This is a genomic window from Pseudomonas sp. S3_E10, from assembly GCF_054667615.1.
The window spans coordinates 2,372,391-2,398,153 of record NZ_CP162743.1 but is presented as its reverse complement, the minus strand read 5'-3'; the positions used below and the strand labels follow the sequence as shown (position 1 = coordinate 2,398,153).

Sequence of the window (25,763 nt, the reverse complement as noted above, 5' to 3'; positions counted from 1 at the left end):
TATCCCCGACACTCCATCAGTCTTATCCCCTTCGATGTTTCTGTTTAGCGCCCGCGCCCCTATAATGGCTGCCTTTTTCGCCCAATGATTTTGCGGAGCTGGTGATGGCCGAACGTAAGGCGTCCGTCGAGCGCGACACTCTGGAAACCCAGATCAAAGCCTCGATCAACCTGGATGGCACCGGAAAGGCCCGATTTGATATCGGTGTACCTTTTCTTGAGCACATGCTGGACCAGATCGCCCGTCACGGGCTGATCGACCTGGATATCGTCAGCAAGGGCGACCTGCATATCGACGACCACCACACGGTGGAAGACGTGGGCATCACGCTCGGCCAGGCCTTTGCCAAGGCCATCGGCGACAAAAAAGGCATCCGTCGCTACGGCCACGCCTATGTCCCGCTGGACGAAGCGCTGTCGCGCGTGGTCATCGACTTCTCCGGCCGCCCAGGCCTGCAGATGCATGTGCCGTACACCCGCGCCACCGTGGGTGGCTTCGACGTCGACCTGTTCCAGGAGTTTTTCCAGGGTTTCGTCAACCACGCACTCGTCAGCCTGCACATCGACAACCTGCGCGGCACCAACACCCACCACCAGATCGAAACCGTGTTCAAGGCTTTTGGCCGTGCATTGCGCATGGCCGTCGAGCTGGATGACCGCATGGCCGGGCAAATGCCCTCGACCAAGGGCGTTCTGTAATGCAGACGGTCGCGGTTATCGATTACGGCATGGGTAACCTGCACTCGGTGGCCAAGGCCCTCGAACACGTGGGGGCCGGCAAGGTGCTGATCACCAGCGATGCCAAGGTGATCCGCGAAGCCGACCGTGTGGTGTTCCCAGGGGTTGGCGCGATTCGCGATTGCATGGCCGAGATCCGCCGCCTGGGCTTTGACAGCCTGGTGCGCGAAGTCAGCCAGGACCGTCCGTTCCTCGGCATTTGCGTGGGCATGCAAGCCTTGCTCGAGCGCAGTGAAGAGAACGACGGCGTCGACTGCATCGGCCTGTTTCCCGGCCAGGTGAAGTTCTTCGGCAAGGACCTGCACGAAGACGGCGCCCATCTGAAGGTCCCGCACATGGGCTGGAACGAAGTCAGCCAGACCGTGGAACACCCGTTGTGGCACGACATTCCGGACATGGCGCGTTTCTACTTCGTGCACAGCTACTACATCGCCGCCGGTAACCCGCGCCAGGTGGTGGGGGGTGGGCACTACGGCGTCGATTTCGCCGCAGCGCTGGCTGAAGGCTCGCGTTTTGCCGTGCAGTTCCACCCGGAGAAGAGCCATACCCATGGCCTGCAATTGCTGCAGAACTTCGCCGCCTGGGATGGGCGCTGGTAAATGGCCAGGAAGCCGAAGCAGCCGATCTTGAGCCTCACGCCCGAACAGGAGAGTGAGGCTACCCTCAAGATCAAGCGTTTCATGGAAGATCGCTTCGAACTCAAGTTGGGGTCGTTCGAGGTCGCCGAGATTCTCGAATTGTTCACCCACGAAGTGGCGCCGCATTATTACAACAGGGCGATTTTCGACACGCAGACGCTCCTTAAAGAAAGGTTCGAAAGCATCGAAAGCGACTTGTGGTCGCTTGAGAAACCCTGATTTCCCAAGCATTGCTGAATTTCGAATAAGGTTTGCCAGATGCTGATTATCCCCGCTATCGATCTCAAGGACGGCGCCTGCGTACGTCTGCGCCAAGGCCGTATGGAAGACTCCACCGTGTTCTCCGATGACCCGGTGAGCATGGCTGCCAAATGGGTGGAAGGGGGCTGCCGTCGTCTGCATCTGGTGGACTTGAACGGCGCCTTCGAAGGCCAGCCGGTCAATGGCGAGGTGGTCACCGCGATCGCCAAGCGTTACCCGAACCTGCCGATCCAGATCGGCGGCGGTATCCGCTCCCTGGAAACCATCGAGCATTACGTCAAGGCCGGCGTGAGCTACGTGATCATCGGCACCAAGGCCGTGAAAGACCCCGCCTTCGTCGCCGAAGCCTGCCGCGCGTTCCCGGGCAAAGTGATCGTCGGCCTGGACGCTAAAGATGGTTTCGTCGCTACCGACGGTTGGGCTGAAATCAGCACCGTGCAGGTGATCGACCTGGCCAAGCAGTTCGAAGCCGACGGCGTCTCTGCCATCGTTTATACCGATATCGCCAAAGACGGCATGATGCAGGGCTGCAACGTGCCGTTCACCGCCGCATTGGCGGCCGCGACGAAGATCCCGGTGATCGCGTCCGGCGGTATTCACAACCTGGGCGACATCAAGTCGCTGCTGGACGCCAAGGCGCCAGGGATCATCGGCGCGATCACCGGCCGGGCGATCTACGAAGGGACCCTGGATGTCGCCGAGGCCCAGGCTTACTGCGATGCCTACAACGGCTGAGGACTGACCATGGCGCTGGCCAAACGCATCATCCCTTGCCTGGACGTCGACAACGGTCGCGTGGTCAAGGGCGTCAAGTTCGAGAACATCCGCGATGCCGGCGACCCGGTGGAAATCGCCCGTCGCTACGATGAGCAAGGTGCCGACGAGATTACCTTTCTCGACATCACCGCCAGCGTCGACGGCCGCGACACCACGTTGCATACCGTCGAGCGCATGGCCAGCCAGGTGTTTATCCCGCTGACCGTGGGCGGCGGCGTGCGCACCGTGCAAGACATCCGCAACCTGCTCAACGCCGGCGCGGACAAGGTATCGATCAACACGGCCGCGGTGTTCAACCCGGAATTCGTCGGCGAAGCCGCGCAGCACTTCGGCTCGCAATGCATCGTGGTGGCCATCGACGCCAAGAAGGTCTCGGGCCCGGGTGAAACCCCGCGCTGGGAGATCTTCACCCACGGCGGGCGCAAGCCCACCGGCCTGGACGCGGTGGAGTGGGCGATGAAGATGGAAGGCCTGGGCGCCGGGGAAATCCTGCTGACCAGCATGGACCAGGACGGCATGAAAAATGGCTTCGACCTGGGCGTGACCCGCGCCATCAGCGATGCGCTGGGCATTCCGGTGATCGCGTCCGGCGGCGTCGGCAACCTGCAGCATTTGGCCGATGGCGTGATCGAAGGCCATGCCAGCGCGGTGCTGGCGGCGAGTATTTTCCACTTTGGCGAATACACTGTTCCCGAGGCCAAGGCCTACATGGCGGCACGCGGTATCGTCGTTCGCTAAACGTCGCTGGACACCGTGGCAGGCGCGGGGCACTCTCTGCGCTTGCCATGGATTCCGGTAACTTTCATGTTCAAACAGCTGCTGCTCGCTCTCGCCAGCATTTCCGTGCTGATGGTCGGTACCGCCCGATCCGAAGAACCGTCTGACGCCTCCCTGGTGTTGCTCACGGAAAATTTCCCGCCTTACAACATGGCGAAAAACGGCAAGAACTTCGCCAAGGACGAGAACATCGAAGGCATCGCCGTGGACATCGTGCGCGAGACCTTCAAGCGCGCCGGTATTTCCTACAACCTCACCTTGCGTTTTCCTTGGGAGCGAATCTACAAACTCGCCCTGGAGAAGCCCGGCTATGGCGTGTTCGTCATGGCCCGCCTGCCCGACCGCGAAGCGCTGTTCAAGTGGGTCGGCCCCATCGGTCCGGATGACTGGGTACTGCTCGCCAAAGCCGACAGCAAGATCAAGCTGGATGACGTGAAACAGGCGCGGTGCTACAAGATCGGCGCCTACAAGGGCGATGCCATCGCCGAGAGCCTGGAAAAGCAGGGCCTCAACCCGATCGTCGCGTTGCGTGACCAGGACAACGCGCAAAAGCTGATGGATGGCCAGATAGACCTATGGGCCACAGGTGATCCGGCGGGCCGATACCTGGCCCGCCAGGTCGGGGTGACCCAACTCAGAACCGTGCTGCGCTTCAACAGTGCGCAGCTTTATCTGGCGCTGAACAAAGACGTGCCGGATGACGTGATGGTCAGGCTGCAAGCGGCCCTTGATCAGTTACGGAGTGAGGGCGTTGTCGATCAAATCATGGCCCGTTACCTGTAGATCCGGCTCCGCTTGTGCGGCTTCTTCCCTTGGGGTTGCCTCTTGCGGCAGCGGCTCGGTGTCGGGAGATTCGCTCATATAAACGTGATCGCCATTGGTGTAGCTGACGGTCGCTGAAACCTGGCTGCCATCCTGACGCAGCAGGCAGTACTCACTGTGTAACAGGTAAGCGGCCACGGCCTTTTTCGGCGGGACATAGATGATGATCTCCAAGGGCGAGGAATGACTCCAGCCTTTCGCGGAGCGTTGGGTATGCGTGAAGTCACGATCCAGCTGCGCCGAAAAACTCAACTCAAACGCCTGTGGATGCGCAGGCCACTCTTTGCATAAGTCGATGCTGGTATTGAACGCCAAGGCCCTGGCATTTGTGCCCAGTTCCCCTTTGGAGGCCGTCCACATAAACGGCTGAGGGGTCTGCCCGGTGTTGTGCCCGAAGCCGCCGAGGCGATAACGGTCCGTGCGTTCGAGCCGGTAGGTGGGCGACGACTGAAGCTGTTCGACCGCGCTCAGTTCCGGGTCTTTTACGCAAAACCACGGCAGCTCGCAGGCGTGCAGCGTGGCGGTGTTTTCATCCAGGGAGGGGATTTCGTGCCCGGTGAGAACCGGAGGTGACGGTAGGTCGCTCAGATGGGTGGTCAACGCCAGGCGCAGGGAGTAGGCCTCAATACCTGGCTTGGCATAACTGCCATGACCAAGGAAGGTACCGGGCGCCAGGTAAGCTTCGCCGACGGGCGCCTCGGGTGCGGTGATCGACCAGATGCTTAAATCGTTGGCGCAGCCGCTGCCTTTATCGTTCCAGATCAGCTCGCCCAATTGCGCCGTCACGACCAGGTCTTCGCGCACACAGCGCACGGCATGGCGCGAGGGTTTGTCGTAGCCGACGCCACACACCAGCCCCATCGTGACGTAGCCCTGCGGCGCAAGCGGGCGCCAGATGGAAAGGTTGCTATGCGCCCCGGTCCCTTCATCGTGCCACACCCGTTGGTAGTCAACGGGCGGACGCAGCGCCGTGCCGTCGGCCTTATTCGCGTCGCTCACCACTGCGACGATCTTGCCTTGGTTGATATTGCGGTAGTGACCGACCGCGATATCGCCCAAGGCGTAAAACGAACTCAGCGCATCGGATGTTGTGCTGGGTCGCCAGAGGCCGACGGCCTTTTGTGCGCTGGAACCCTTATCGTTCCACAGCGGCAAGAACTCGCTGGTAAAGCTGATGAGCAGGTCGTTGAATTGCAGAGGTTGCATGGAAAACGCTCCAGTTGATGGGAGCATCAACTGTCGAGCAGCGAGCGCGTGGGCGGGCTGTATCTATCTATGCGCAGGAAGGTAGGTGCCGTTTTTGCCGTGACCGGCCATGGCCTGATTACTGCGCACACTGATCATCAACTTGATGTCGATCCACTCCACGCCCTGTGCCTTGAGCGTGGGCAATTCGCGCTCCAGCACCGCCAGGGTTTGCGGGTAAGGGTGGCCGATCATCACGGCCGAGCCTTGTTTGTGGGCCAGCTTGATTGCGGTTTGCAGTTGGGTGGTGATCGCCGCTTCGGTGCGTTCGTCGTCCAGGAATACATCCCGCGAGACATGGGCCAGGCCGATCTTCTGTGCCTCGGCGGCGGCTACGGTTTGCGCGCTGGTGCGGCTGTCGACAAAGAACTTGTTGCGCCGTTGCAGCTCGGCCATCAACCAGGCCATGGCGGCGGGTTGCGCGGTCATGCGGCTGCCCATGTGGTTGTTGACGCCGGCGGTGTAGGGCACGGCGTTGAACGCGGCGTCCAGGCGTTTGCCCAGCTCTTCGATAGGCAGCTCGGGATGCCAGGCGAACGGGCCGGTGGCCGGGTCCATGGGCATGTGCAGCATCACGATTTTGCCGGCCTTGTGGGCTTCGCGGGCGAATTCGGCGGCGTGAGGCGTGTCGGGCATGATCGCCGTGGTCACCGGCCCGGGGAGGGCCAGCACGCGACGATCCCGGGGCAGGTTTTGCCCGAGATCATCGATGATCAGGGTGAGATAGGCTTTGCGCGGCTCACCGGCCGGGGTCGCGTGGGCGACCCCGGCCAGGCTGCACAATACTGCGATGATCAGGGCAAAGCGCATATCAACGGCTGCGCGTAATGCTCAGGCCCTTGAGCAGGCTCAGCGCCTGAGCCAACTGGTAATCATCGTCCTGTGGCATCGGCTTGGCTTTGGCTGCGCTGCCGGTCGGCTGGTCGGCGCCGCCGTTGCCATTGCCCAGGTGGCCTTGCAGGTCCGCCTCTTTGTAGTACTCGCTGTCGACCTCGTTGGTGATCTTGGCCTTGCGTACTTCAATGTCCGGGACAATGCCCTGGGCCTGGATCGAGCGACCGTTCGGCGTGTAGTACAAGGCCGTGGTGATCTTCAACGCGCGTTCGTTGTTCAGCGGCAATACGGTTTGCACCGAGCCTTTGCCGAAGCTGGTGGTGCCCATCAGCACGCCACGTTTCTGGTCTTGCAAGGCGCCGGCGACGATTTCCGAGGCCGAGGCGCTGCCGCCGTTGATCAGCACGGCCAGTGGCACGTTTTCGCTGAGGTCGTTGCCGGTGGCCGAGAAGCGCAGCTCGGAATTGGCGATACGGCCCTTGGTGTAGACGATCAGGCCCTTGGTGATGAAGTGGTCGACCACTTCCACCGCCGATTGCAGCACGCCGCCTGGGTTGTTACGCAGGTCGAGCACGATGCCGCTGAGTTTCTTGCCGTTGTCCTTGCGCAGCTTGGCCAGGGCCTTGGCCACTTCGTCGCCGGTCTTGACCTGGAATTGAGTGATGCGGATGTAACCGTAGCCCGACTCCAGCAACTGGCTCTTCACGCTCTTGACCATGATCGTCGCGCGGGTCAGCGTCACGTCGAACGGGTTGCCGCCGTCGCGTACCAGGGTCAGGGTGATTTTCTGGCCGATCTTGCCGCGCATCTTGTCGACGGCTTCGGTCATGGTCTGGCCACGGGTCGGCTGGCCGTTGATCTTGACGATAAAGTCGCCGGCCTGGATGCCGGCCTTGGAAGCCGGGGTGTCGTCGATCGGCGAAACCACTTTGATGTTGCCGTCTTCGGCGCCGACTTCGATGCCCAGGCCGCCGAATTCACCGCTGGTGCTTTCCTGCAGCTCGGCGAAATCTTCCGGGCCCAGGTAGGCGGAGTGCGGGTCGAGGTTGCTGAGCATGCCCTTGATGGCGTTCTCCAGCAGGGTCTTGTCGTCTACGGGTTCAACATAGGCTGCCTTGATCCGGTCCATGACCTCTGCAAAGGTGCGCAGCTCGTCCAGCGGCAACGGCGCCCTGGTGGTCGCGGCAGAGGACGCGGCCGTGGCGGCGGGTGCAGCCGGGGCGGCCTGGTCGGCGAAAGCCAGAGGCGCGCCGATCACCAGGGCGATCGTCAGGGCCAGCGAAGTGAGGCGGGACAAATGCAGCATGTCGAACGAACTCCTAGTGTAGATGCGGCCCTATCCTTGGGAACGGCACCATTGTGCGGGATCGCTCGGGCGACCCTGCTGACGAATAGCGAAGTACAGCGCCGGGGTGTCCTGGCCACCACTGTTACCGACAGTGGAGATGGATTCACCGGCTTTTACAACATCACCTGCCGACTTGAGCAATGTCTGATTGTGGCCATAAAGGCTCAAATAGCCATTACCGTGGTCGAGAATTACCAATAAACCGGCGCCCCGCAGCCAATCGGCAAATACCACGCGCCCACCGTGAACGGCATGCACCTGGCTGCCGGCGGAGGCGCTGATCATCACCCCATCCCACTTGGCGCGGGTGTCATCGCCACGGGTTTCCCCAAAGCGTGCCAGCAATCGACCATCAACTGGCCATGGAAGTTTGCCTCGGGCTGAAGCAAAAGGGCCGCCGAAGGACTCGCCGGCGCTGGAAACCAGCGGGCCTGGGGCGGAATGCGCCGGTTTACGGGGCGCCGGGGCGTCGGTGGTGGCTGCCAGTTCGGCCTCACGCTGACGCTTTTTTTCCGCTTCCTGCTGGGCGATCAGCGCTTTTTGCCGCGCTTCTTCAGCCTCACGTGCCTGGCGCGCCAGGGTTTCTTCGATGGTCTTGAGCACTTTGGCCAGGTCGGCCTGGTCCTGCTCGCGGGCCTGCAGCTTGGCGTCGCGGGCTTTCACGTCGTCATTGAGTTTGGCCAGTGCCAGCTGGCGCTCCTTGCGGACCTTGTCGAGCTCATCGCGCTGGGTGTCGAGGGCGCTTTTCTGGTCCTGCAACTGCGACTGCTGGTTGGCGATCTCCTGTTCCACGTTGACCAACTGGCGCAGCGTCTCGTTGAAGCTTTTGAGCTGCTCCAGGCGGGCCTTGCTCAGGTAGTCGTAGTAGGTGAGGGTGCGCGCGAATTTCTCGGGGTTCTGCTGGTTGAGCAGCAGCTTGAGGTATTCCTGGCGGCCGCTCTGGTAGGCGGCGCGGGCCTGGATCGCGATCAGGCGTTGCTGTTCAACGCGTGCGCTCTGGAGTTTTTTTCTCAGCGTCGAGTCGCTCCAGTTCCGACTCGCTCTTCTTTAGTTCTTTTTGCAGCTCCTGGACTTGCTTTTCCAGCTTGCCCATTTCGGTTTCCGTGCCGCGCAGGTCTTTCTGCACTCCGGATTTTTCTTCCTGGAGCTTGCCGAGCAGTTTTTTCAGCTCGGTAATGTCCTGACGCGTAGCGTCCAACTGTTGTTGGGTTTGTGCGCGCTCATCGGCAAACGCCGGTTGGAGCAGGCAGACAAGAGCGAGGGTAATCAAGGCGCGAAGCATAGAGGCGGGCGACACCAGGGAAAGGGACGGTCTAGTATGCCCGCCAAGCGCTGCAAAAAAAACGCCCAATTGGGGCCGGCGGGCAAGTTAGCTGCCGAGTGGCGGCGGTATGGCAAAAAGACATCTTCCAAACACCGCAAAGCTAATGTGGGAGGGGGCTTGCTCCGATGGCAGGGTGTCAGTCGGTATATGTATCAACTGGCACGCCGCTATCGGGAGCAAGCCCCCTCCCACACTGCTGTGCGGTGTGGTTGAAATCACACCAGGATTGAAGTGCCAGTCATCTCAACCGGCTTCTCCAGCCCCATCAACATCAGCATTGTCGGCGCGACATCCGCCAGCACCCCGCCGTTACGCACTTTGAAATCACGCTTGCCGACGTAGATGAACGGCACCGGCTCGGTGGTGTGGGCGGTGTGGGCCTGGCCCGTGGATTCGTCGGACATTTGCTCGCAGTTGCCGTGGTCGGCGGTGATGAGTGCTTCGCCGCCGACTTTTTCCAGCGCGTCGGCGATGCGGCCCACGCACAGGTCCAGGCATTCCACGGCCTTGACCGCCGCCTCCAGGTTACCGCTGTGGCCGACCATGTCGCCGTTGGCGTAGTTGACCACGATCACGTCATAACGCTGGTTCTCGATGGCGTCGACGATTTTGTCGGTCACCTCCGGAGCGCTCATTTCCGGCTGCAAATCGTAGGTGGCGACTTTTGGCGACGGGATCAGGATGCGCTCTTCCCCGGGGAACGGTTCTTCACGCCCGCCCGAGAAGAAGAACGTCACGTGGGCGTATTTTTCGGTTTCGGCGATGCGCAGCTGGGTCTTGCCGTTTTTTGCCAGGTAATCGCCCAGCACGTTGTCCAGGCTGCCCGGCGCAAAGGCGGCCGGGGCTGGAATACTGGCGGCGTACTGCGTCAGGCCCACGTACTGCACTTTGGGTTGGCGCGCGCGTTCGAATTCCTTGAAGCCGTCTTCGACGAACACGCGGCTCAGCTCGCGGGCACGGTCGGCGCGGAAGTTCATGAACACCACGGCGTCGCCGTCCTCAACCTTCACCGGCTCGCCGATGGTAGTGGCCTTGACGAACTCATCGCTTTCGCCGCGCGCGTAGGCGGCTTCCAGGCCTTGCTGGGCGGTGGCGGCGTTGAAGTCGGCCTGGCCGTCGACGATCAGGTTGTAGGCCTGGGATACGCGGTCCCAGCGGTTGTCGCGGTCCATGGCGAAGTAGCGGCCCACGATGCTGGCGATGCGGCCCTTGCCCAGGGCGGCGAAGGTGGCGTCCAGCAGTTCGATGGACGATTGCGCACTTTTGGGTGGCGTGTCCCGGCCGTCGAGGAAGGCGTGCAGGTAAATCTTGTCGGCGCCACGCTTGAACGCCAGTTCGGCCATGGCCACCAGATGGTCCTGGTGGCTGTGTACGCCGCCGTCCGACAGCAGGCCCATGAAGTGCACGGCCTTGCCGGCGGCCACTGCTTTATCCACCGCAGCGCAGATGGTCGGGTTCTCGAAGAACTCGCCATCGCGGATCGCCTTGGTCACGCGGGTGAAGTCCTGATACACCACTCGTCCGGCACCGAGGTTCATGTGGCCGACTTCCGAATTGCCCATCTGGCCGTCCGGCAGGCCCACGTCCATGCCGGAGCCGGAGATGAGGCCGTTGGGCACGGTGGCGGTCAAACGGTCCAGCACCGGCTTGCGCGCCGCGTAGACCGCGTTGTCGTGGTGGCTTTCACTGTGTCCAAAGCCATCGAGAATTATCAGGACCAAAGGTTTAGGCGTGGTAGTCATAGATCCTCTCGCGGCGGTAATAAAGGAAGGCAATTGAAAAGGGAGTGGCAGTTTAAAGCGAAGTTCCGACCACGTCACCGCTTTACGGGGGTTGGCCCCCCCTGACGGCTGTGTATACTTACCGCCATTTTAACGCCCTGGAACCTCCTTGATGGTTGATCACCTGATTGCATTTGCCACTGCCCACTATCTGCTCGTGGGTGCCTTCGTCATCTTGCTGGCGCTGCTGATCGCTCACGAATTGAGCCGCGGTGGCCGCAGCCTGAGCACCTCGGAGCTGACCGCGCTGGTCAACAAGGATGAAGCCATTGTGGTGGATATCCGCCCCGCCAAGGAGTTCGCCGCCGGCCACATCGTCGGTGCCCTGAACATTCCCCAGGACAAGCTGATCGCGCGCCTGGCCGAGCTGGAAAAGCACAAGGCCAAGACCATCATCCTGGTCGACGCCCAAGGCCAGCACGCCGGCACCCACGCTCGCGAAATGCTCAAGACCGGTTTCACCGCCGCCAAGCTGTCCGGTGGCATCGGCAGCTGGCGCGCCGATAACCTGCCTCTGGTGAAGTGATATGACCCAGGTTGTCGTGTATTCCAGCGATTGGTGCCCTTACTGCATGCGGGCCAAGGCCCTGCTTGAGAAAAAGGGTGTTGCCTTCGAAGAGATCAAGGTCGACGGCAAACCCCAGGTACGCGCCGAAATGGCCCAGAAGGCCGGCCGCACGTCGGTCCCGCAGATCTGGATCGGCGCCAAACATATCGGTGGCTGCGATGACCTGTTCGCTCTTGAGCGCGCCGGTAAACTGGATGCGCTGCTGTCCGCTTAACCCCTTAAAGACCCCAAGATAAAGAAGGATCTGCGATGACTGATCAACAGAACACCGAAGCAGCAGAAGCTCAAGGCCCACAGTTCTCGCTGCAGCGTATCTATGTGCGTGACCTGTCGTTCGAAGCGCCGAAAAGCCCGGCCATCTTCCGTCAGGAATGGACCCCAAGCGTTGCGCTGGATCTGAACACCCGCCAAAAAGCCCTGGAAGGTGACTTCCACGAAGTCGTGCTGACGCTGTCGGTCACCGTCAAGAATGGCGAAGAAGTGGCCTTCATCGCTGAAGTACAACAGGCCGGCATCTTCCTGATCCAGGGCCTGGACGAAGCATCCATGAGCCACACCCTGGGCGCGTTCTGCCCGAACATCCTGTTCCCGTATGCCCGCGAGACCCTGGACAGCCTGGTCACCCGTGGCTCGTTCCCTGCGCTGATGCTGGCCCCGGTGAACTTCGATGCCCTGTACGCCCAAGAGCTGCAGCGCATGCAACAGGAAGGTTCGTCGACGGTTCAGTAAGTCGATGCGGTAAAAAATGTGGGAGGGGGCTTGCTCCCGATAGCGGTGTACCAGTCACATCAGTGTCGACTGGCAACCCGTCATCGGGAGCAAGCCCCCTCCCACATTTGTTTTGCGTGTTATTTGAAACCGAGTTGGCGCCAGCCTTCGTACACGGCCACCGCCACGGTGTTGGACAGGTTCAGGCTGCGACAGCCTTCACGCATCGGCAAACGCAAGCGATGGCCGTCGGGCAGGGCGTCCAGTACCTCTGCCGGCAGGCCACGGCTTTCCGGGCCGAACAGGAAGGCATCGCCCTCGGCAAAACTGGCATCATGGAACGGCCGCGAACCCTTGGTAGTGAACGCGAACAAGCGCGGATGGCCCAGGCTTTCCAGGCAACTGGCCAGGTCGGCGTGGCGCTGCAAGGTGGCGTACTCGTGGTAGTCCAGCCCGGCGCGGCGCAGGCGCTTGTCGTCCATGTCGAAGCCCAAAGGTTCGATCAAATGCAGGTGGCAGCCACTGTTGGCGCACAGCCTGATAACGTTGCCGGTATTCGGCGGAATTTCTGGTTGAAAAAGGATGACGTGAAACATGCACGGCTCCGAAGGCAAAGATGCGCTGCATTCTACCCCCGAAGAGGACCCCAGGCCGAAGCTATTGCCACGGGTCATGGGCTCATTGGCGATTGTCGGTTTGATGGTGGGCTTGATGATCGGCCGCCTGACTATCCCCGATCCGGTGCAATTGCAGCAGGTAGAGACAATAAGCGACGGCGTGGTGGTGTGGTTCAACAGTGAACCCAAGCTGCACGGCGAGCATGTCGACGGCACCGTGGCGCTGCTGTTCGACGCCCAGGGCAAGGTCGCCAGCGGGCAGCTCAAGGTCAATGAAAGGGACGTGAACTGGCGCATTCGCAAGACCGATGGAGGTTTGCTGCTGAACCTGGTGGCGGCTCGGCCGTTGCGCGGGGAGTGGAAAGGCGAGGAGGTCGATGACCGCTGGCGGCTGGAGATCCATCTCCAAGAGCAATAAAAGAGGGAGTTCCCGGCCTGCCTGTACCAGGGCTCCCAAAACGGGGTGAAGCCAGAGGCTTCGGTGTTAAAGAGGGGATTCTCGGCCTGCCTGTACCAAGGTCCCCGAAACTGGGTTGTACTGGGGTTATTGCAGGGGGCGTGCCAAAACTTGCATTTGCCGCTTGAGAAAATGCCAAAAAGCGCAAAGCCCCGGAATACGGGGCTTTGGTTGTTTCTACTGCTAAGGAGTTTGTAGCGAAAGCGATAGGCGAGTTTTCTGGTCTGTGCTCAATGCCGGTTCATAGTGCATTGAAGCGGTGCACAAACCCGAGCGTTATGAAGATCCAAATGTGATCAGGCTTCATCACCCTCATCATCATCCCCACCATCAACCTTCATCCCCAATTCCTTGATCTTGCGCGTCAGGGTGTTACGCCCCCAACCCAGCAACACCGCAGCATCGCGACGACGGCCGGCGGTGTGCTTCAGCGCGGTCTCGATCATGATCCGCTCGAATGCCGGCACGGCGCTGTCCAGCAGGTTTGACTGGCCACGAGCCAGCGCCTGGTCAGCCCATTGACGCAGTGCCTGTTCCCAATTGGTCACCGGGGCCGAATCCTGCGGCAGGCTCAGCAGCTCCGGCGGCAGGTCGCTGATATGCACTTCGCGCCCGGACGCCATCACCGTGATCCAGCGGCAGGTGTTCTCCAGTTGGCGCACGTTGCCAGGCCATGGCAGGTTCTTGAGGTACTCCTCGGTCTCGCTCTTGAGCAACTTCGGCTCAACGGCCAGTTCCTGGGCGGCGCGGCTGAGGAAGTGGCGAGCGAGGGTCGGGATGTCTTCGCGGCGGTCCGACATCCGTGGGATGTGGATGCGGATCACGTTGAGGCGGTGAAACAAGTCCTCGCGGAACTTGCCCGCGTGCACCAGGGTTTCCAGGTTCTGGTGGGTGGCTGCGATGATGCGCACGTCGACCTTTACCGGGGTGTGCCCGCCGACGCGGTAAAACTCACCGTCCGCCAGTACCCGCAGCAAGCGGGTTTGGGTGTCGGCGGGCATGTCGCCGATTTCGTCGAGGAACAACGTGCCGCCGTCAGCCTGTTCAAAGCGCCCGCGACGCAGGTTGGCCGCACCGGTGAACGCGCCTTTCTCATGGCCGAACAGTTCGGACTCCATCAAGTCTTTCGGAATCGCCGCCATGTTCAGCGCGATAAACGGCGAGGCCGCCCGCGGGCTGTGGCGATGCAGGGCGTGGGCCACCAGCTCTTTACCGGTACCCGACTCGCCGTTGATCAGCACGGTGATGTTGGAGTGGCTCAAGCGCCCAATAGCGCGAAACACTTCCTGCATCGCCGGCGCTTCGCCGATGATTTCCGGGGTGCGGGTGAGGGTGGGTGGGGCTTCCTGGTTTTGTTGCTCCTGGGCGTGCTGGTTGGCGCGCTTGACCAGTGCGACGGCTTCGTCCACGTCGAATGGCTTGGGCAGGTATTCGAACGCGCCGCCCTGGTAGGACGCGACAGCGCTGTCCAGGTCCGAGTGCGCGGTCATGATGATCACCGGCAGGCGCGGGTGTTGTTCGCGAATCCGCGCCAACAGGTCCAGGCCACTGGCGCCGGGCATGCGGATGTCGGAGATGATCACGTCGGGCTGCTGGCGCGCCAGGCGGCTCATCACCCCGTCGGCGCTGTCGAAGCTCTGGGTGGTCATGCCTTCCTGTTGCAAGGCTTTCTCGAGGACCCAGCGGATAGAACGGTCGTCATCGACGATCCAGACAGTTTCACTACGGCTCATGTCGTGGGGGCTCCTTGTTCCAATGGCAGGAAGATCGAGAACGTGGTGTGGCCGGGGTGGCTCTCACATTCGATCAGGCCCTGGTGCTGGCTGATGATGTTCTGGGTGATGGCCAGGCCCAGCCCGGTACCGTCCGGGCGGCCGCTGACCATGGGAAAGAAAATGGTTTCCTGCAGTTCCGTGGGAATGCCCGGGCCGTTGTCGATGATCTCGACCTTGGTCACCAGGCGATGGCGCACATGGCCGATGGTGAACTGGCGCAAGGCGCGGGTGCGCAGGCTGATGCGGCCCAGGCGCAGCTCGTTCTGGCTGCTGATGGCTTGCATGGCGTTACGCACGATATTGAGCACCGCCTGGATCATCTGTTCGCGGTCGATCAGGACGTCGGGAATGCTTGGGTCGTAGTCGCGCACCAAGGTGATGCAGCCCTGGCTTTCGGCCTCGACCAATTGGCAGACGCGCTCCAGTACTTCATGCACGTTGGTCATCGCCAGCGACGGCAGTTTGTTCGAGCCGAGCATGCGGTCCACAAGGTTTCGCAGGCGGTCGGCCTCTTCGATGATGACGTTGGTGTAGTCCTTGAGATGCTCCTCCGGCAGCTCGCGGGCCAGCAGCTGCGCCGCGCCGCGAATGCCGCCCAGGGGGTTCTTGATCTCATGGGCCAGGCCGCGCACCAGCATCTTGCTGGTTTCCTGCTTGGACAGCTGCGCTTCTTCCTTGGTGATGCGCAGCAGTCGGTCGCGAGGGTGGACTTCAAGCAGCAGCAGGGTGGCGCCGTTGCTCAGGATCGGGGTCACGGCGTAGTCGACGGTCAGGGTCTGGCCGGTCAGGGCGGTGAGCATCGCCTCGCGCTTGGTGAACGGGTGTGCCTGCTCCACGGCCTGGCGCAACGAACTCAGGGCTTCGGCCGACTCGGTGAATAATTCGCTGATGAACTGCCCATGGCTGCGCTGGCCGCTGATGGCCAGGAGCATCTCTGCCGCCGGGTTCATGTACTCAAGGCGCAGGTCGTCATTGAGCAGGATGGTCGCGGTGGTCAGGTTGTCGAGTAGCAAACGGTGCAGTGCATCGCTGATGGTCATCGGGACCTCTTTTGGAGCAAGGCGCGGGCTTGAGGCACACGCTGATACAAGGAAAATGCAAAAACCAAACCAAGGCTCCGAAAAGAAGCGTTAATCCCCTGAAATAGGGGTTTAAGGCGCGAAACTGTGGCGTTCTGCCAGCTTGGCCGGGAAGTTTCGAACCAAAATGGGGTGAGTCAGTGGGAAGGGTGCAGGTCGTCGCACCAATATAGTGCGGTTTTGTGAGGTTTGTTCAGGAAGTGATGAGAGAGGGCTCTCGGCGGCTGTGCGAGAGCGATCTCAGTGGTGGGGCTTTATCAGTGTGGCTGGGAGAGTGGCATGCCCGCGCTGCCGGCGTAAAAGACCAGCAGTTCCACCGGTGTGCTTCCGGTTCTGCCGCGATGGACTGTGCCTACCATCTCGGCCAGGGTTTGCCCTTGTGTCAGGGTGAGGGCTTGCCCACCTTTACGGGCTTCAACGATCAACTCGCCCGAGAGGATATACGCTGCGTTCGGCATGGGGTGGCTGTGCCAGGGTAACTGCGTATTCGCGGGGATCTTGAGCCGCAACAGCGTGAGTTCCGGCGGTCCGGAGGGGTAGGCCTTGTAAGGTGTTCCGTCCCATGATGCGCTGCTCTGCAGCAGGGTTTCCTTTTCGATTTGCACGACGTTTTTCGGCTGGCTGCTGCAGCCTAGGGCAGACAAGCAGGCCGCTGTTGCGATCAAGCATTTGAGGGCTTCCATGGTTTGGTTTCATCCCGTTCGCTGAGTGGCCGGTCAGGCTACGATCGCTGTTCGGGGAGGGATGCCGGAAGGTGCCTAAAATAATGTGGGTGTCATCCGTTATTGGCCTGTGCGAATACACAGCTCGGCCGTGGCGCGGATCATCGCCAGTTGCCGCAGCGGGTCGTTCAGCGGCTCATGCACCGCTTCGGCCAGCCAGTGAGGGCACTGCGGGTCGCTACGTTGGGGGGTGAAGTCCGCCAGTTGTTGCAGCAGGCGTGTTTGCAATTGATCCAGCTGCGGGCGAATCTGCTTCACCAGGTCCGGGCGCGGATCGTCGGGTGCCTTGCCCTGGAACTGCCAATCGGACAGGTGGGTGTACTGCACCAGCTTGTTTGCCTCGATCTGGGCCGAGAAGAATTGCTCGGCGGCGGCGGGTGCCAGTTTGTAGCTCGGCGCCTGGGCGACAACGCTGGCGATCACTTCTTGTTCGCGCTTCTTATCTTCCACCGGTTTTTTGCTGTCCCATTTGCTCAGCGCCACCTGGTCGGCGATTTCCAGGCGTTCGGCGATGCTGTTGAGCAGCGGCTCAAGAGTGGGGGGCGCAGCCAATGCACTGGCGCTGAAAAACACTAAAGCGAACGCAAGTCGACGTTTCAATGCTGATCTCCTTGTGGGAGGGAGGGGGGATTCGGGTTAATTCCCGGGCAAAAAAAGACCTCCCGAAGGAGGCCTTTTTCATCACGCTGCGTCAAGCAGCGCTACCGGATCAGCAGCTGTAGTACAGCTCGTATTCCAGTGGGTGTACGAAGGTGCGAACCTTGATTTCTTCTTCGCTTTTGAGCTCGATGTAGGCATCGATGAAGTCGTCGCTGAATACGCCGCCTTTGGTCAGGAACGCACGGCCCTTGTCCAGCTCTTCCAGGGCTTCTTTCAGGCTGCCGCACACTTGTGGGATCTCTTTGGCCTCTTCAGGCGGCAGGTCGTACAAGTTTTTGTCGGCGGCATCGCCTGGGTGGATCTTGTTCTGGATGCCGTCCAGGCCAGCCATGACCAGCGCAGCGAAGGCCAGGTATGGGTTGGCTGCCGGATCAGGGAAGCGCGCTTCGATACGGCGAGCGCGTGGGCTGGACACGTAAGGAATACGGATCGAGGCGGAACGGTTGCGAGCCGAGTAGGCCAGCATCACCGGTGCTTCGAAACCTGGGACCAGACGCTTGTAGGAGTTGGTCGACGGGTTGGTGAAGCCGTTCAGGGCCTTACCGTGCTTGATGATACCGCCGATGAAGTACAGGGCGGTGTCGGACAGGCCGGCATAACCTTCGCCGGCGAAGGTGTTCTTGCCTTCTTTGGCGATGGACAGGTGAACGTGCATACCCGAACCGTTATCGCCGTACAGTGGCTTAGGCATGAAGGTAGCGGTACGGCCGTAGGCATCAGCTACGTTGTGTACGCAGTACTTCAGGGTCTGGACTTCGTCAGCCTTGGCTACCAGGGTGTTGAACTTCACGCCGATTTCGTTCTGGCCGGCAGTCGCCACTTCGTGGTGGTGGACTTCGATGACCAGGCCCATTTCTTCCATGGCGTTGCACATGGAGGTACGGATTTCGTGGTCGTGGTCGAACGGCGGAACCGGGAAGTAGCCACCTTTGACGCCTGGACGGTGGCCTTTGTTGCCGCCTTCCACGTCCTGGTCGGACATCCACGAGCCTTGCTCGGAGAAGATTTTGAACATGGAACCGGAGATGTCGGACTTGAACTTGACCGAATCAAAGATGAAGAACTCTGGTTCCGGGCCTACGAATACGGTGTCGCCGATACCGGTCGACTTCAGGTATTCCTCGGCGCGCTTGGCGATCGCACGTGGGTCGCGATCGTAGCCTTGCATGGTCGAAGGCTCGATCACGTCGCAGACGATGATCAGGGTTGGGTCTTCGGTGAACGGGTCAAGGACGGCAGTGCTGTCGTCCGGCATCAGGATCATGTCGGAGGCTTCGATGCCTTTCCAGCCGGCAATGGAGGAACCGTCGAACATTTTGCCTTCTTCGAAGAAAGCATCATCCAGCGCGTCGCGAGCCGGCATGGTCACGTGGTGCTGAGTGCCTTTGGTGTCCGTGAAGCGCAGATCAATCCATTTAACGTCATGATCTTTGATGAGTTGAACCGACTTCGACATAGTGTCCTCCGGGTGGCTTCGGGCTGGGGTAGTGGAGTTAGCCCTTAGAATGTGGGTGATGCCGGCGCGGATAGTCCGCCATGGCAACCTGCCTCACAAGAGAGCAAATTGCATGCCAGTGCGCCAACATGGGTTTTTTGCGCCAAAAGCGACCCTATAAAGGTGCGCAGCGACAAAAGCCCGAAAATAGCGCACTGCAATGTGGCGCATGCGCATGCAAATGCACCGCTTTAGTGCGTTGTGGTGTGAGTGCATATTAACTGGTTAAACCTTGAGCGATTTCCGCTATAATCCGCGCCCCCCTTTTTCAGCAGGCCCGGCGCGCGCTGTTTCCATGAAATTAATCGTTAAAGTCTTCCCCGAAATCACCATCAAGAGCCGACCGGTACGGATGCGTTTTATCCGTCAATTGGCCAAGAACATCCGTGCCGTGCTCCGCGATCTGGACCCGGCTGTGGTGGTGAATGGCGTGTGGGACAACCTCGAGCTGGAAACCCGCCTGACCGACGCCAAAGCCTTGAAGGATATGACCGAGCGCCTGAGCTGCATGCCGGGCATCGCACACTTCCTGCAGGTTGACGAGTACGCGCTGGGCGACTTCGACGACATCACCGAAAAATGCAAACTGCATTTTGGCGACAACCTTGAAGGCAAGATTTTTTCGGTGCGCTGCAAGCGTGCCGGCAAGCACCCGTTCAGCTCCATGGACGTGGAGAAATACGTCGGCAGCAAGCTGCGTCGCGAGTGCGGCGCCGCTGGAATTTCCCTGAAAGCGCCGCAAATTGAAGTGCGCATGGAAATTCGCGACCAACGGTTGTTTGTGATCCACAGCCAGCACAACAGCATCGGCGGCTACCCGCTCGGCGCCCTGGAACAGACCCTGGTGCTGATGTCCGGCGGTTTCGATTCCACGGTGGCGGCCTACCAGATCATGCGCCGCGGCCTGATGAGCCACTTCTGCTTCTTCAACCTGGGTGGGCGCGCACACGAATTGGGCGTGATGGAAGTTGCGCACTTTATCTGGAAGAAGTACGGCAGCTCCCAACGCGTGCTATTTGTGAGCGTACCGTTCGAGGAAGTGCTGGGCGAAATTCTCGGCAAAGTCGATAACAGTCATATGGGCGTGGTATTGAAGCGTATGATGTTGCGCGCGGCCTCCCGTATCGCCGATCAATTGCAGATCGACGCGCTGGTGACCGGCGAAGCGATTTCCCAGGTTTCCAGCCAGACGCTGCCGAACCTGTCGCTGATCGACTGCGTGACCGAGAAGCTGGTGCTGCGCCCGCTGATCGCCAGCCACAAGCAGGACATCATCGATTTGGCGGAAGAAATCGGCACCGCCGACTTCGCCAAGCATATGCCTGAGTACTGCGGGGTCATCTCGGTGAACCCCAAGACCCACGCCAAGCGCAACCGCGTGGAGTACGAAGAACAACAGTTTGATATGGCGATTCTGGAGCGTGCGCTCGAGAACGCCAAGCTGGTACCGATCGATCGTGTTATCGACGAGTTGGGCCAGGATGTGCAGATCGAAGAAGTCAGCGAAGCCCTGGCCGGCCAGATCGTCATCGACATCCGTCACCCGGATGCCGCGGAAGATGAGCCGCTGGAAATCGCCGGCATCGACGTACAAGCGCTGCCGTTCTATGCATTGAACGCGCGTTTCAAGGAACTGGATGACAGCCGTCAGTACCTGCTGTATTGCGACAAAGGCGTGATGAGTCGCCTGCATGCCCACCATTTGCTCAGTGAGGGGCATGCCAATGTGCGCGTTTATCGACCGAGCTAAGAGCCCGGGGCTGTTTGCCTGTGGCCTGCGTCACCGGCCCCCCGACTCTGCCGTCAAGCTGTAACGGCAAGGCCTGACTCTACTGTAAATCGCTGCCACGACCTGTCAGCACACCGAATCCTCTGATCGAGATACACAAGTGATCGAAAATCTACGTAACATCGCCATCATTGCTCACGTTGACCATGGTAAAACCACCCTGGTAGACAAACTCCTGCGTCAATCCGGCACCCTGGAGCGCAACGAGCTCAACGACGAGCGCGTGATGGACTCCAACGACCAGGAAAAAGAGCGCGGTATTACCATCCTGGCAAAAAACACCGCTATCAACTGGAACGGCTACCACATCAACATCGTGGATACCCCGGGCCACGCCGACTTCGGCGGCGAAGTAGAACGCGTAATGTCGATGGTCGACTCCGTTCTGCTGCTGGTTGACGCTCAAGACGGCCCTATGCCGCAAACCCGTTTTGTGACCAAGAAGGCTTTCGAAGCCGGCCTGCGTCCGATCGTGTGCATCAACAAGGTTGACCGTCCAGGCGCGCGTCCGGACTGGGTTCTGGACCAGATCTTCGACCTGTTCGACAACCTGGGCGCCACCGAAGAGCAGCTGGACTTCAAGGTCGTCTACGCCTCGGCCCTGAACGGCATTGCCGGTCTTGACCACACCGACATGGCTGAAGACATGACCCCGCTGTACCAGTCGATCGTCGACAACGTACCGGCGCCGAAAGTTGACCGTGAAGGTCCGTTCCAGATGCAGATCTCGGCACTGGACTACAACAGCTTCCTGGGTGTTATCGGCGTTGGCCGTATCGCTCGCGGCAGCGTCAAGCCGAACACCCCGGTTGTGGCTATCGGCGCCGACGGCAAGAAGCGTAACGGTCGTATCCTGAAGCTGATGGGTCACCACGGCCTGCACCGCATCGACGTCGAAGAAGCCTTCGCCGGCGACATCGTGTGCGTCAGCGGTATGGACTCGCTGTTCATCTCCGACACCCTGTGCCAGCCGGACAACGTCGAGGCGATGAAGCCTCTGACCGTTGACGAGCCAACCGTTTCCATGACCTTCCAGGTAAACGACTCGCCGTTCTGCGGTAAAGAAGGCAAGTTCGTGACCTCCCGTAACATCAAGGAGCGTCTGGACAAAGAGCTGCTGTACAACGTTGCACTGCGCGTTGAAGAAGGCGACTCGGCTGACAAGTTCAAGGTTTCCGGCCGTGGTGAGCTGCACCTCTCGGTACTGATCGAAACCATGCGTCGCGAAGGCTTCGAAATGGGCGTTGGTCGTCCTGAAGTGATCATCCGTCAGGTTGACGGCGTGAAGCAGGAACCGTTCGAAAACGTGACCATCGACACCCCTGAAGAATCCCAGGGCAAGGTCATGGAAGAGATGGGCCTGCGTAAGGGCGACCTGACCAACATGGTGCCGGATGGCAAGGGCCGTGTACGTCTGGAATACAACATCCCTGCTCGCGGTCTGATCGGTTTCCGTAACCAGTTCCTGACCCTGACCAACGGCGCCGGCATCCTGACCTCGATCTTCGATCGCTACGACACCATGAAGTCCGGCGACATGTCCGGCCGTCAGAACGGTGTTCTGGTATCGGTAGAAACCGGCAAGGCACTGACCTACTCCCTGGAAACCCTCCAGGCGCGTGGCAAGCTGTTCGTTGAACACGGTCAAGAGATCTACAACGGTCAGATCGTTGGTCTGAACAGCCGTGACAACGACATGGGCGTCAACCCAACCAAAGGCAAGAAGCTCGACAACATGCGTGCTTCGGGTAAAGACGAAACCATCGCCCTGGTCCCACCTGTTCGCTTCACCCTGGAACAGGCCCTGGAATTCATCCAGGACGACGAGCTGTGCGAAGTTACGCCTAAGTCGATCCGTCTGCGTAAGAAGATCCTGGACGAAGGCGAGCGTACCCGCGCTGCCAAGAAAGCCAAGAACTGAGTTAACTCAGGCTGAATGAAAAACGCCCCCGGTCGAAAGGCCGGGGGCGTTTTTTTGTGCCTGCAGAATTTGGGGTGCCTGTACTGGCGTTATCGGGAGCAAGCCCCCTCCCACTTTTTGGTTTGTGAACATAGTCAAAGGTGGGAGGGGGCTTGCCCACGATGAGGCCCTTGAAAGCCCCAAAAAACCTGGATCAGAACTTGTCGAGGGTCTTGAGCTTGGTCTCGCGCACCACTTCCTTGGGCTTGTACGCACAGTACCCCGGCCGCGGCCCGATCTTCGGGTGGTTGCGGCAAGTGTCCGGGCGCTTGTCATAAATGGTGCAAAAGCGCGTCTTACGATCCAGGTACAGGCAATCGTTGTTGCTCATGCGCTGCAGGGTAAAAATTTCCGACTTGGAATTGAAGCGCTCGACAATGCCTTCCTTCTGCAAGCGCTTGGCGATGTTCTTCGGCGGATCGCCGCGCTCGAATTCATCGACGATGCCAATGCGGATCAGGTCCTTGATCTTCACTTCGACCGGCAGCGTGCAGCAGCTGGACACACAACCGCCACACATGTGCGCGGAATATTTTTGCCAGGTCTCAAGACGGTCGAGTTCCGCGGCTGCGATCAGTTGGGGCTTCATCAGGGTTCCAGGGTGAGGCGATATCAGGGCGCGCGATCATACCGGGATTGGTGGTTTTTTGAACAATCTTTTCAAGATTTCATCTGTGGCCATGATTGGGCACGGCCCCTGCATCTAATTCACGCAACGATGAATGAGTTAAAAAACTGACGAACCAGAGCGTCTGCCATCTGTCAGACCGTCTAGGCTCTAGCAACTCCTTCTATCTCGCCCGAGGTCGCATTTGATGTCTCAGGAACCACTTGCACGAGAAGCAGAGGTAGCCGCATTTCGCGATGCCGTCTTGACCAAACTCACCTACGCGGTGGGCAAGGACCCGGATCACGCCTTCGACCATGACTGGTTCGAAGCCATTGCCCTGGCCGCCCGCGACCAGATGGTCGACCACTGGATGGACCATACCCGGCGGATTTACCGCAAAGGTCAGAAGCGGGTCTATTACCTGTCCCTGGAATTCCTGATCGGCCGCTTGCTCTACGACAGCCTGAGTAATCTGGGGGTGTTGGAGATCGCTCGCGATGCGCTGGCGGAGCTGGGCGTCGACCTGGAACGCATCCGCCTGCTGGAGCCCGACGCGGCGCTGGGCAACGGTGGTCTGGGCCGCCTGGCGGCGTGCTTTATGGAAAGCATGTCGACCCTGGGCATTGCCGGCCACGGCTATGGCATTCGGTATGAACATGGCTTGTTCCGCCAGGCGATTGTCGATGGCTGGCAACAGGAGCAAACCGAACGCTGGCTGGATTTCGGCAACCCGTGGGAATTCGAGCGCGCCGAGGTGATTTACCCGATCGGCTTTGGCGGCAGCGTCGAAACCGTGGCGGACGCCTCCGGCAAGATGATCCAGGTGTGGTCGCCCAACGAAACCGTACGTGCCGTGGCCTACGACACCCCGGTGGTCGGCTGGCGTGGCGCCAGCGTCAACACCCTGCGCCTGTGGCGGGCACGGGCGGTGGAAGACTTGCACCTGGAGCGCTTCAACGCCGGTGACCACCTGGGCGCCGTGGCGGAAGTGGCCCGCGCCGAAAGCATCTCCCGCGTGCTTTACCCGGCCGACAGCACCGAAGCGGGGCAGGAACTGCGCCTGCGCCAGGAATATTTCTTCGTTTCCGCCTCCCTGCAAGACCTGCTGCGCCGTCACAAGAACATGCATGGCTCGGTGCTCAGCCTGGGCGAACACGCAGCAATCCAACTCAACGACACCCACCCGTCCATCGCCGTGGCCGAGTTGATGCGGCAACTGGTCGACCTGCATGACATTCCCTGGGAAGCCGCGTGGGACGTCACCGTCGAAACGCTTTCCTACACCAACCACACGCTGCTACCCGAGGCATTGGAAACCTGGCCGGTAGGCTTGATGGAGCGCATGCTGCCCCGGCATATGCAGATCATTTACCTGATCAACGCCCAGCACATTGACTCGCTGCGGGCCAAGGGCATTCACGACTTCGACGTCCTGCGCGCCGTATCGCTGATCGAAGAGGACAACGGCCGCCGCGTGCGCATGGGTAACCTGGCGTTCCTCGGCTCCCACAGCGTTAACGGTGTATCCGGCCTGCACACCCAATTGATGCGCAGCACGGTGTTTTCAGAACTGCACAAACTCTACCCGGAGCGCATCAACAACAAAACCAACGGCATCACCTTCCGCCGCTGGCTGTACCAGGCCAACCCCAAACTCACCGCCATGCTGGTGGATGCCCTGGGGCCGGATATCCTCGACAACATCGAAACCCGGCTGGGCGAGCTGGAAACCTTTGCCGAGAAGCAGGCGTTCCGCAAGGCCTTCGCTGACCAGCGCCTGCACAGTAAGCGAGCATTGGCCGATATCATCCATGAGCGCCTGGGCATTTCGGTGAACCCGGCAGCGATGTTCGATGTGCAGGTCAAACGGATCCACGAATACAAGCGTCAACTGCTCAACCTGCTGCACACCGTGGCGCTGTACCAGGCGATCCGTGCCGAGCCGGGCACCGACTGGGTGCCACGGGTGAAGATCTTCGCGGGCAAGGCGGCGGCCAGTTATCACCAGGCCAAGCTGATCATCAAGCTGACCAACGACATCGCCCGCACCGTCAACAACGACCCGACCGTGCGCGGCTTGCTCAAAGTGGTGTTCCTGCCCAACTACAACGTGAGCCTCGCGGAAAGCATCATTCCGGCGGCGGACTTGTCGGAGCAGATATCCACGGCCGGTTTCGAGGCGTCGGGCACCAGCAACATGAAATTCGGCCTCAACGGCGCGCTGACCATCGGCACCATGGACGGTGCCAACGTGGAGATGCACGAGCGCGTGGGCGCCGAGCACATGTTTATCTTCGGCCTCAGTGCCCAGCAGGTCGAGGCGCGCAAGCATGCCGGCGAATTCAATGCCGGGCCGGACATCGCCGCCTCGCATCGCCTCAACGATGTGCTGCAAGCGATCCGTGGCGGGGTGTTTTCGCCGGATGATCCGGGCCGCTACGTGGGCTTGATCGACGGGCTGATCGACTATGACCGCTTCCTGGTCTGCGCCGACTTCGACTCCTACTGGGACGCCCAGGCCAAGGTCGAAGCGCATTGGCACGATTCCAAGGCATGGTGGCGTTCGGCGGTGCTCAATACGGCGCGGATGGGCTGGTTCTCTTCGGACCGCACGATCCGCGAATACGCTACCGAGATCTGGAAAGCGCTCGACTAAACCGCGCAGATCCAAATGTGGGAGGGGGCTTGCTCCCGATAGCGGAGTGTCAGTTTGCAGATATGTGGACTGGTACCCTGCTATCGGGAGCAAGCCCCCTCCCACATTGGGTTCACGTCGATA

The 25,763-nt window shown here is 60.5% G+C and carries 24 protein-coding genes and 1 pseudogene; 13 read left to right on the top strand and 12 right to left on the bottom strand.

Annotated features, from left to right (window positions below; genetic code table 11):
- Positions 1–104: 104 nt before the first annotated feature.
- The 6 genes from hisB (at position 105) to AB4N98_RS10785 (ending at position 3,973) form a co-directional block, all read left to right on the top strand.
- On the top strand, positions 105–698 hold the full coding sequence (hisB, locus tag AB4N98_RS10810; protein WP_003218037.1) for an imidazoleglycerol-phosphate dehydratase HisB: 594 nt from the start codon (positions 105–107) through the stop codon (positions 696–698).
- Positions 698–1,336 (top strand): imidazole glycerol phosphate synthase subunit HisH, encoded by a 639-nt coding sequence (hisH, locus tag AB4N98_RS10805; protein WP_017529558.1) that lies wholly within the window; start codon positions 698–700, stop codon positions 1,334–1,336. The genes hisB and hisH overlap by 1 nt, the downstream gene beginning before the upstream one ends.
- Positions 1,337–1,594 (top strand): DUF2164 domain-containing protein, encoded by a 258-nt coding sequence (locus AB4N98_RS10800; protein WP_017529557.1) that lies wholly within the window; start codon positions 1,337–1,339, stop codon positions 1,592–1,594.
- Positions 1,595–1,633: 39 nt separating this feature from the next.
- Positions 1,634–2,371: a 1-(5-phosphoribosyl)-5-[(5-phosphoribosylamino)methylideneamino]imidazole-4-carboxamide isomerase gene (gene hisA, locus AB4N98_RS10795; RefSeq protein ID WP_003187784.1), complete on the top strand. Its 738-nt coding sequence runs from the start codon at positions 1,634–1,636 to the stop codon at positions 2,369–2,371.
- Positions 2,372–2,380: 9 nt separating this feature from the next.
- Positions 2,381–3,151 (top strand): imidazole glycerol phosphate synthase subunit HisF, encoded by a 771-nt coding sequence (gene hisF / locus AB4N98_RS10790; RefSeq protein ID WP_003171107.1) that lies wholly within the window; start codon positions 2,381–2,383, stop codon positions 3,149–3,151.
- Positions 3,152–3,217: 66 nt separating this feature from the next.
- Positions 3,218–3,973 (top strand): substrate-binding periplasmic protein, encoded by a 756-nt coding sequence (locus tag AB4N98_RS10785; protein WP_065879515.1) that lies wholly within the window; start codon positions 3,218–3,220, stop codon positions 3,971–3,973.
- Here the strand turns inward: AB4N98_RS10785 and AB4N98_RS10780 are convergent.
- The 5 genes and pseudogenes from AB4N98_RS10780 to gpmI all read right to left on the bottom strand — a co-directional run bounded on the left by AB4N98_RS10780 (position 3,926) and on the right by gpmI (position 10,505).
- Complete coding sequence (locus tag AB4N98_RS10780; protein WP_065879514.1) at positions 3,926–5,218, bottom strand: Vps62-related protein; 1,293 nt, start codon at positions 5,216–5,218, stop codon at positions 3,926–3,928. The two genes, AB4N98_RS10785 and AB4N98_RS10780, sit on opposite strands and share 48 nt — an antisense overlap.
- Before the next feature lie 63 nt (positions 5,219–5,281).
- Complete coding sequence (locus AB4N98_RS10775; protein WP_017529554.1) at positions 5,282–6,067, bottom strand: divergent polysaccharide deacetylase family protein; 786 nt, start codon at positions 6,065–6,067, stop codon at positions 5,282–5,284.
- A 1-nt stretch (position 6,068) separates the two neighbouring features.
- On the bottom strand, positions 6,069–7,397 hold the full coding sequence (locus tag AB4N98_RS10770; protein WP_017529553.1) for a S41 family peptidase: 1,329 nt from the start codon (positions 7,395–7,397) through the stop codon (positions 6,069–6,071).
- Between the two features lie 30 nt (positions 7,398–7,427).
- A pseudogene (locus AB4N98_RS10765) lies at positions 7,428–8,721 on the bottom strand (murein hydrolase activator EnvC family protein).
- Between the two features lie 257 nt (positions 8,722–8,978).
- On the bottom strand, positions 8,979–10,505 hold the full coding sequence (gene gpmI, locus AB4N98_RS10760) for a 2,3-bisphosphoglycerate-independent phosphoglycerate mutase (protein ID WP_017529551.1): 1,527 nt from the start codon (positions 10,503–10,505) through the stop codon (positions 8,979–8,981).
- Between the two features lie 151 nt (positions 10,506–10,656).
- Between gpmI and AB4N98_RS10755 the strand changes: the two genes are divergently transcribed.
- From AB4N98_RS10755 to secB, 3 genes are read left to right on the top strand one after another with little or no spacing between them, the layout of a single operon-like run.
- Positions 10,657–11,070 carry a rhodanese-like domain-containing protein gene (locus tag AB4N98_RS10755; protein ID WP_017529550.1) on the top strand — a complete coding sequence of 138 codons (414 nt, stop codon included), beginning with the start codon at positions 10,657–10,659 and terminating at the stop codon, positions 11,068–11,070.
- 1 nt (position 11,071) lies between these two features.
- Positions 11,072–11,326, top strand: coding sequence for a glutaredoxin 3 (grxC, locus tag AB4N98_RS10750; protein WP_017529549.1), 255 nt, complete (start codon positions 11,072–11,074; stop codon positions 11,324–11,326).
- Positions 11,327–11,361: 35 nt separating this feature from the next.
- On the top strand, positions 11,362–11,841 hold the full coding sequence (gene secB / locus AB4N98_RS10745) for a protein-export chaperone SecB (protein WP_012721755.1): 480 nt from the start codon (positions 11,362–11,364) through the stop codon (positions 11,839–11,841).
- A gap of 119 nt (positions 11,842–11,960) precedes the next feature.
- On the opposite strand, the gene AB4N98_RS10740 is transcribed toward secB, so the two are convergent.
- Positions 11,961–12,416: a tRNA (cytidine(34)-2'-O)-methyltransferase gene (locus tag AB4N98_RS10740; protein WP_010563141.1), complete on the bottom strand. Its 456-nt coding sequence runs from the start codon at positions 12,414–12,416 to the stop codon at positions 11,961–11,963.
- Here AB4N98_RS10740 and AB4N98_RS10735 point away from each other — a divergent pair.
- A complete protein-coding gene (locus AB4N98_RS10735) occupies positions 12,415–12,855 on the top strand; it encodes a hypothetical protein (protein WP_068937236.1) in 441 nt (146 codons plus the stop codon). The genes AB4N98_RS10740 and AB4N98_RS10735 overlap by 2 nt on opposite strands.
- A gap of 335 nt (positions 12,856–13,190) precedes the next feature.
- On the opposite strand, the gene ntrC is transcribed toward AB4N98_RS10735, so the two are convergent.
- From ntrC to glnA, 5 genes are all read right to left on the bottom strand, one after another.
- The gene (gene ntrC / locus AB4N98_RS10730; RefSeq protein ID WP_017529547.1) at positions 13,191–14,627 is read right to left on the bottom strand and encodes a nitrogen regulation protein NR(I); all 1,437 of its coding nucleotides are present in this window, start codon (positions 14,625–14,627) and stop codon (positions 13,191–13,193) included.
- Positions 14,624–15,709: a nitrogen regulation protein NR(II) gene (gene glnL / locus AB4N98_RS10725; protein ID WP_017529546.1), complete on the bottom strand. Its 1,086-nt coding sequence runs from the start codon at positions 15,707–15,709 to the stop codon at positions 14,624–14,626. Before glnL ends, ntrC begins: the two co-directional genes overlap by 4 nt.
- Before the next feature lie 296 nt (positions 15,710–16,005).
- Positions 16,006–16,431, bottom strand: coding sequence for a cupin domain-containing protein (locus AB4N98_RS10720; RefSeq protein ID WP_065879512.1), 426 nt, complete (start codon positions 16,429–16,431; stop codon positions 16,006–16,008).
- A 99-nt stretch (positions 16,432–16,530) separates the two neighbouring features.
- Positions 16,531–17,070, bottom strand: coding sequence for a chorismate mutase (locus AB4N98_RS10715; protein ID WP_065879511.1), 540 nt, complete (start codon positions 17,068–17,070; stop codon positions 16,531–16,533).
- Between the two features lie 109 nt (positions 17,071–17,179).
- Positions 17,180–18,586, bottom strand: a complete 1,407-nt coding sequence (glnA, locus tag AB4N98_RS10710; RefSeq protein ID WP_017529544.1) for a glutamate--ammonia ligase — start codon at positions 18,584–18,586, stop codon at positions 17,180–17,182.
- Between the two features lie 334 nt (positions 18,587–18,920).
- Here glnA and thiI point away from each other — a divergent pair, with 334 nt between their 5' ends.
- Together thiI and typA are read left to right on the top strand one after the other, a co-directional pair.
- Positions 18,921–20,375 carry a tRNA uracil 4-sulfurtransferase ThiI gene (gene thiI, locus AB4N98_RS10705; RefSeq protein ID WP_135196348.1) on the top strand — a complete coding sequence of 485 codons (1,455 nt, stop codon included), beginning with the start codon at positions 18,921–18,923 and terminating at the stop codon, positions 20,373–20,375.
- A 139-nt stretch (positions 20,376–20,514) separates the two neighbouring features.
- Complete coding sequence (typA, locus tag AB4N98_RS10700; RefSeq protein ID WP_008028025.1) at positions 20,515–22,335, top strand: translational GTPase TypA; 1,821 nt, start codon at positions 20,515–20,517, stop codon at positions 22,333–22,335.
- Positions 22,336–22,528: 193 nt separating this feature from the next.
- Here typA and AB4N98_RS10695 read toward each other — a convergent pair whose 3' ends face one another.
- Complete coding sequence (locus AB4N98_RS10695) at positions 22,529–22,963, bottom strand: YkgJ family cysteine cluster protein (RefSeq protein WP_068935359.1); 435 nt, start codon at positions 22,961–22,963, stop codon at positions 22,529–22,531.
- 226 nt (positions 22,964–23,189) lie between these two features.
- On the opposite strand from AB4N98_RS10695, the gene AB4N98_RS10690 reads away from it, so the two are divergent.
- On the top strand, positions 23,190–25,640 hold the full coding sequence (locus AB4N98_RS10690) for a glycogen/starch/alpha-glucan phosphorylase (protein WP_017529541.1): 2,451 nt from the start codon (positions 23,190–23,192) through the stop codon (positions 25,638–25,640).
- Positions 25,641–25,763: the final 123 nt, after the last annotated feature.

What these genes read in the sequence shown, in the direction of transcription:
- hisB (WP_003218037.1), top strand. Translation starts at nt 105, where the DNA reads ATGGCCGAACGTAAGGCGTCCGTCGAGCGCGACACTCTGGAAACCCAG.
- hisH (WP_017529558.1), top strand. Translation starts at nt 698, where the DNA reads ATGCAGACGGTCGCGGTTATCGATTACGGCATGGGTAACCTGCACTCG.
- AB4N98_RS10800 (WP_017529557.1), top strand. Translation starts at nt 1,337, where the DNA reads ATGGCCAGGAAGCCGAAGCAGCCGATCTTGAGCCTCACGCCCGAACAG.
- hisA (WP_003187784.1), top strand. Translation starts at nt 1,634, where the DNA reads ATGCTGATTATCCCCGCTATCGATCTCAAGGACGGCGCCTGCGTACGT.
- hisF (WP_003171107.1), top strand. Translation starts at nt 2,381, where the DNA reads ATGGCGCTGGCCAAACGCATCATCCCTTGCCTGGACGTCGACAACGGT.
- AB4N98_RS10785 (WP_065879515.1), top strand. Translation starts at nt 3,218, where the DNA reads ATGTTCAAACAGCTGCTGCTCGCTCTCGCCAGCATTTCCGTGCTGATG.
- AB4N98_RS10780 (WP_065879514.1), bottom strand. Translation starts at nt 5,218, where the DNA reads ATGCAACCTCTGCAATTCAACGACCTGCTCATCAGCTTTACCAGCGAG.
- AB4N98_RS10775 (WP_017529554.1), bottom strand. Translation starts at nt 6,067, where the DNA reads ATGCGCTTTGCCCTGATCATCGCAGTATTGTGCAGCCTGGCCGGGGTC.
- AB4N98_RS10770 (WP_017529553.1), bottom strand. Translation starts at nt 7,397, where the DNA reads ATGCTGCATTTGTCCCGCCTCACTTCGCTGGCCCTGACGATCGCCCTG.
- gpmI (WP_017529551.1), bottom strand. Translation starts at nt 10,505, where the DNA reads ATGACTACCACGCCTAAACCTTTGGTCCTGATAATTCTCGATGGCTTT.
- AB4N98_RS10755 (WP_017529550.1), top strand. Translation starts at nt 10,657, where the DNA reads ATGGTTGATCACCTGATTGCATTTGCCACTGCCCACTATCTGCTCGTG.
- grxC (WP_017529549.1), top strand. Translation starts at nt 11,072, where the DNA reads ATGACCCAGGTTGTCGTGTATTCCAGCGATTGGTGCCCTTACTGCATG.
- secB (WP_012721755.1), top strand. Translation starts at nt 11,362, where the DNA reads ATGACTGATCAACAGAACACCGAAGCAGCAGAAGCTCAAGGCCCACAG.
- AB4N98_RS10735 (WP_068937236.1), top strand. Translation starts at nt 12,415, where the DNA reads ATGCACGGCTCCGAAGGCAAAGATGCGCTGCATTCTACCCCCGAAGAG.
- AB4N98_RS10740 (WP_010563141.1), bottom strand. Translation starts at nt 12,416, where the DNA reads ATGTTTCACGTCATCCTTTTTCAACCAGAAATTCCGCCGAATACCGGC.
- ntrC (WP_017529547.1), bottom strand. Translation starts at nt 14,627, where the DNA reads ATGAGCCGTAGTGAAACTGTCTGGATCGTCGATGACGACCGTTCTATC.
- glnL (WP_017529546.1), bottom strand. Translation starts at nt 15,709, where the DNA reads ATGACCATCAGCGATGCACTGCACCGTTTGCTACTCGACAACCTGACC.
- AB4N98_RS10720 (WP_065879512.1), bottom strand. Translation starts at nt 16,431, where the DNA reads ATGGAAGCCCTCAAATGCTTGATCGCAACAGCGGCCTGCTTGTCTGCC.
- glnA (WP_017529544.1), bottom strand. Translation starts at nt 18,586, where the DNA reads ATGTCGAAGTCGGTTCAACTCATCAAAGATCATGACGTTAAATGGATT.
- thiI (WP_135196348.1), top strand. Translation starts at nt 18,921, where the DNA reads ATGAAATTAATCGTTAAAGTCTTCCCCGAAATCACCATCAAGAGCCGA.
- AB4N98_RS10695 (WP_068935359.1), bottom strand. Translation starts at nt 22,963, where the DNA reads ATGAAGCCCCAACTGATCGCAGCCGCGGAACTCGACCGTCTTGAGACC.
- AB4N98_RS10690 (WP_017529541.1), top strand. Translation starts at nt 23,190, where the DNA reads ATGTCTCAGGAACCACTTGCACGAGAAGCAGAGGTAGCCGCATTTCGC.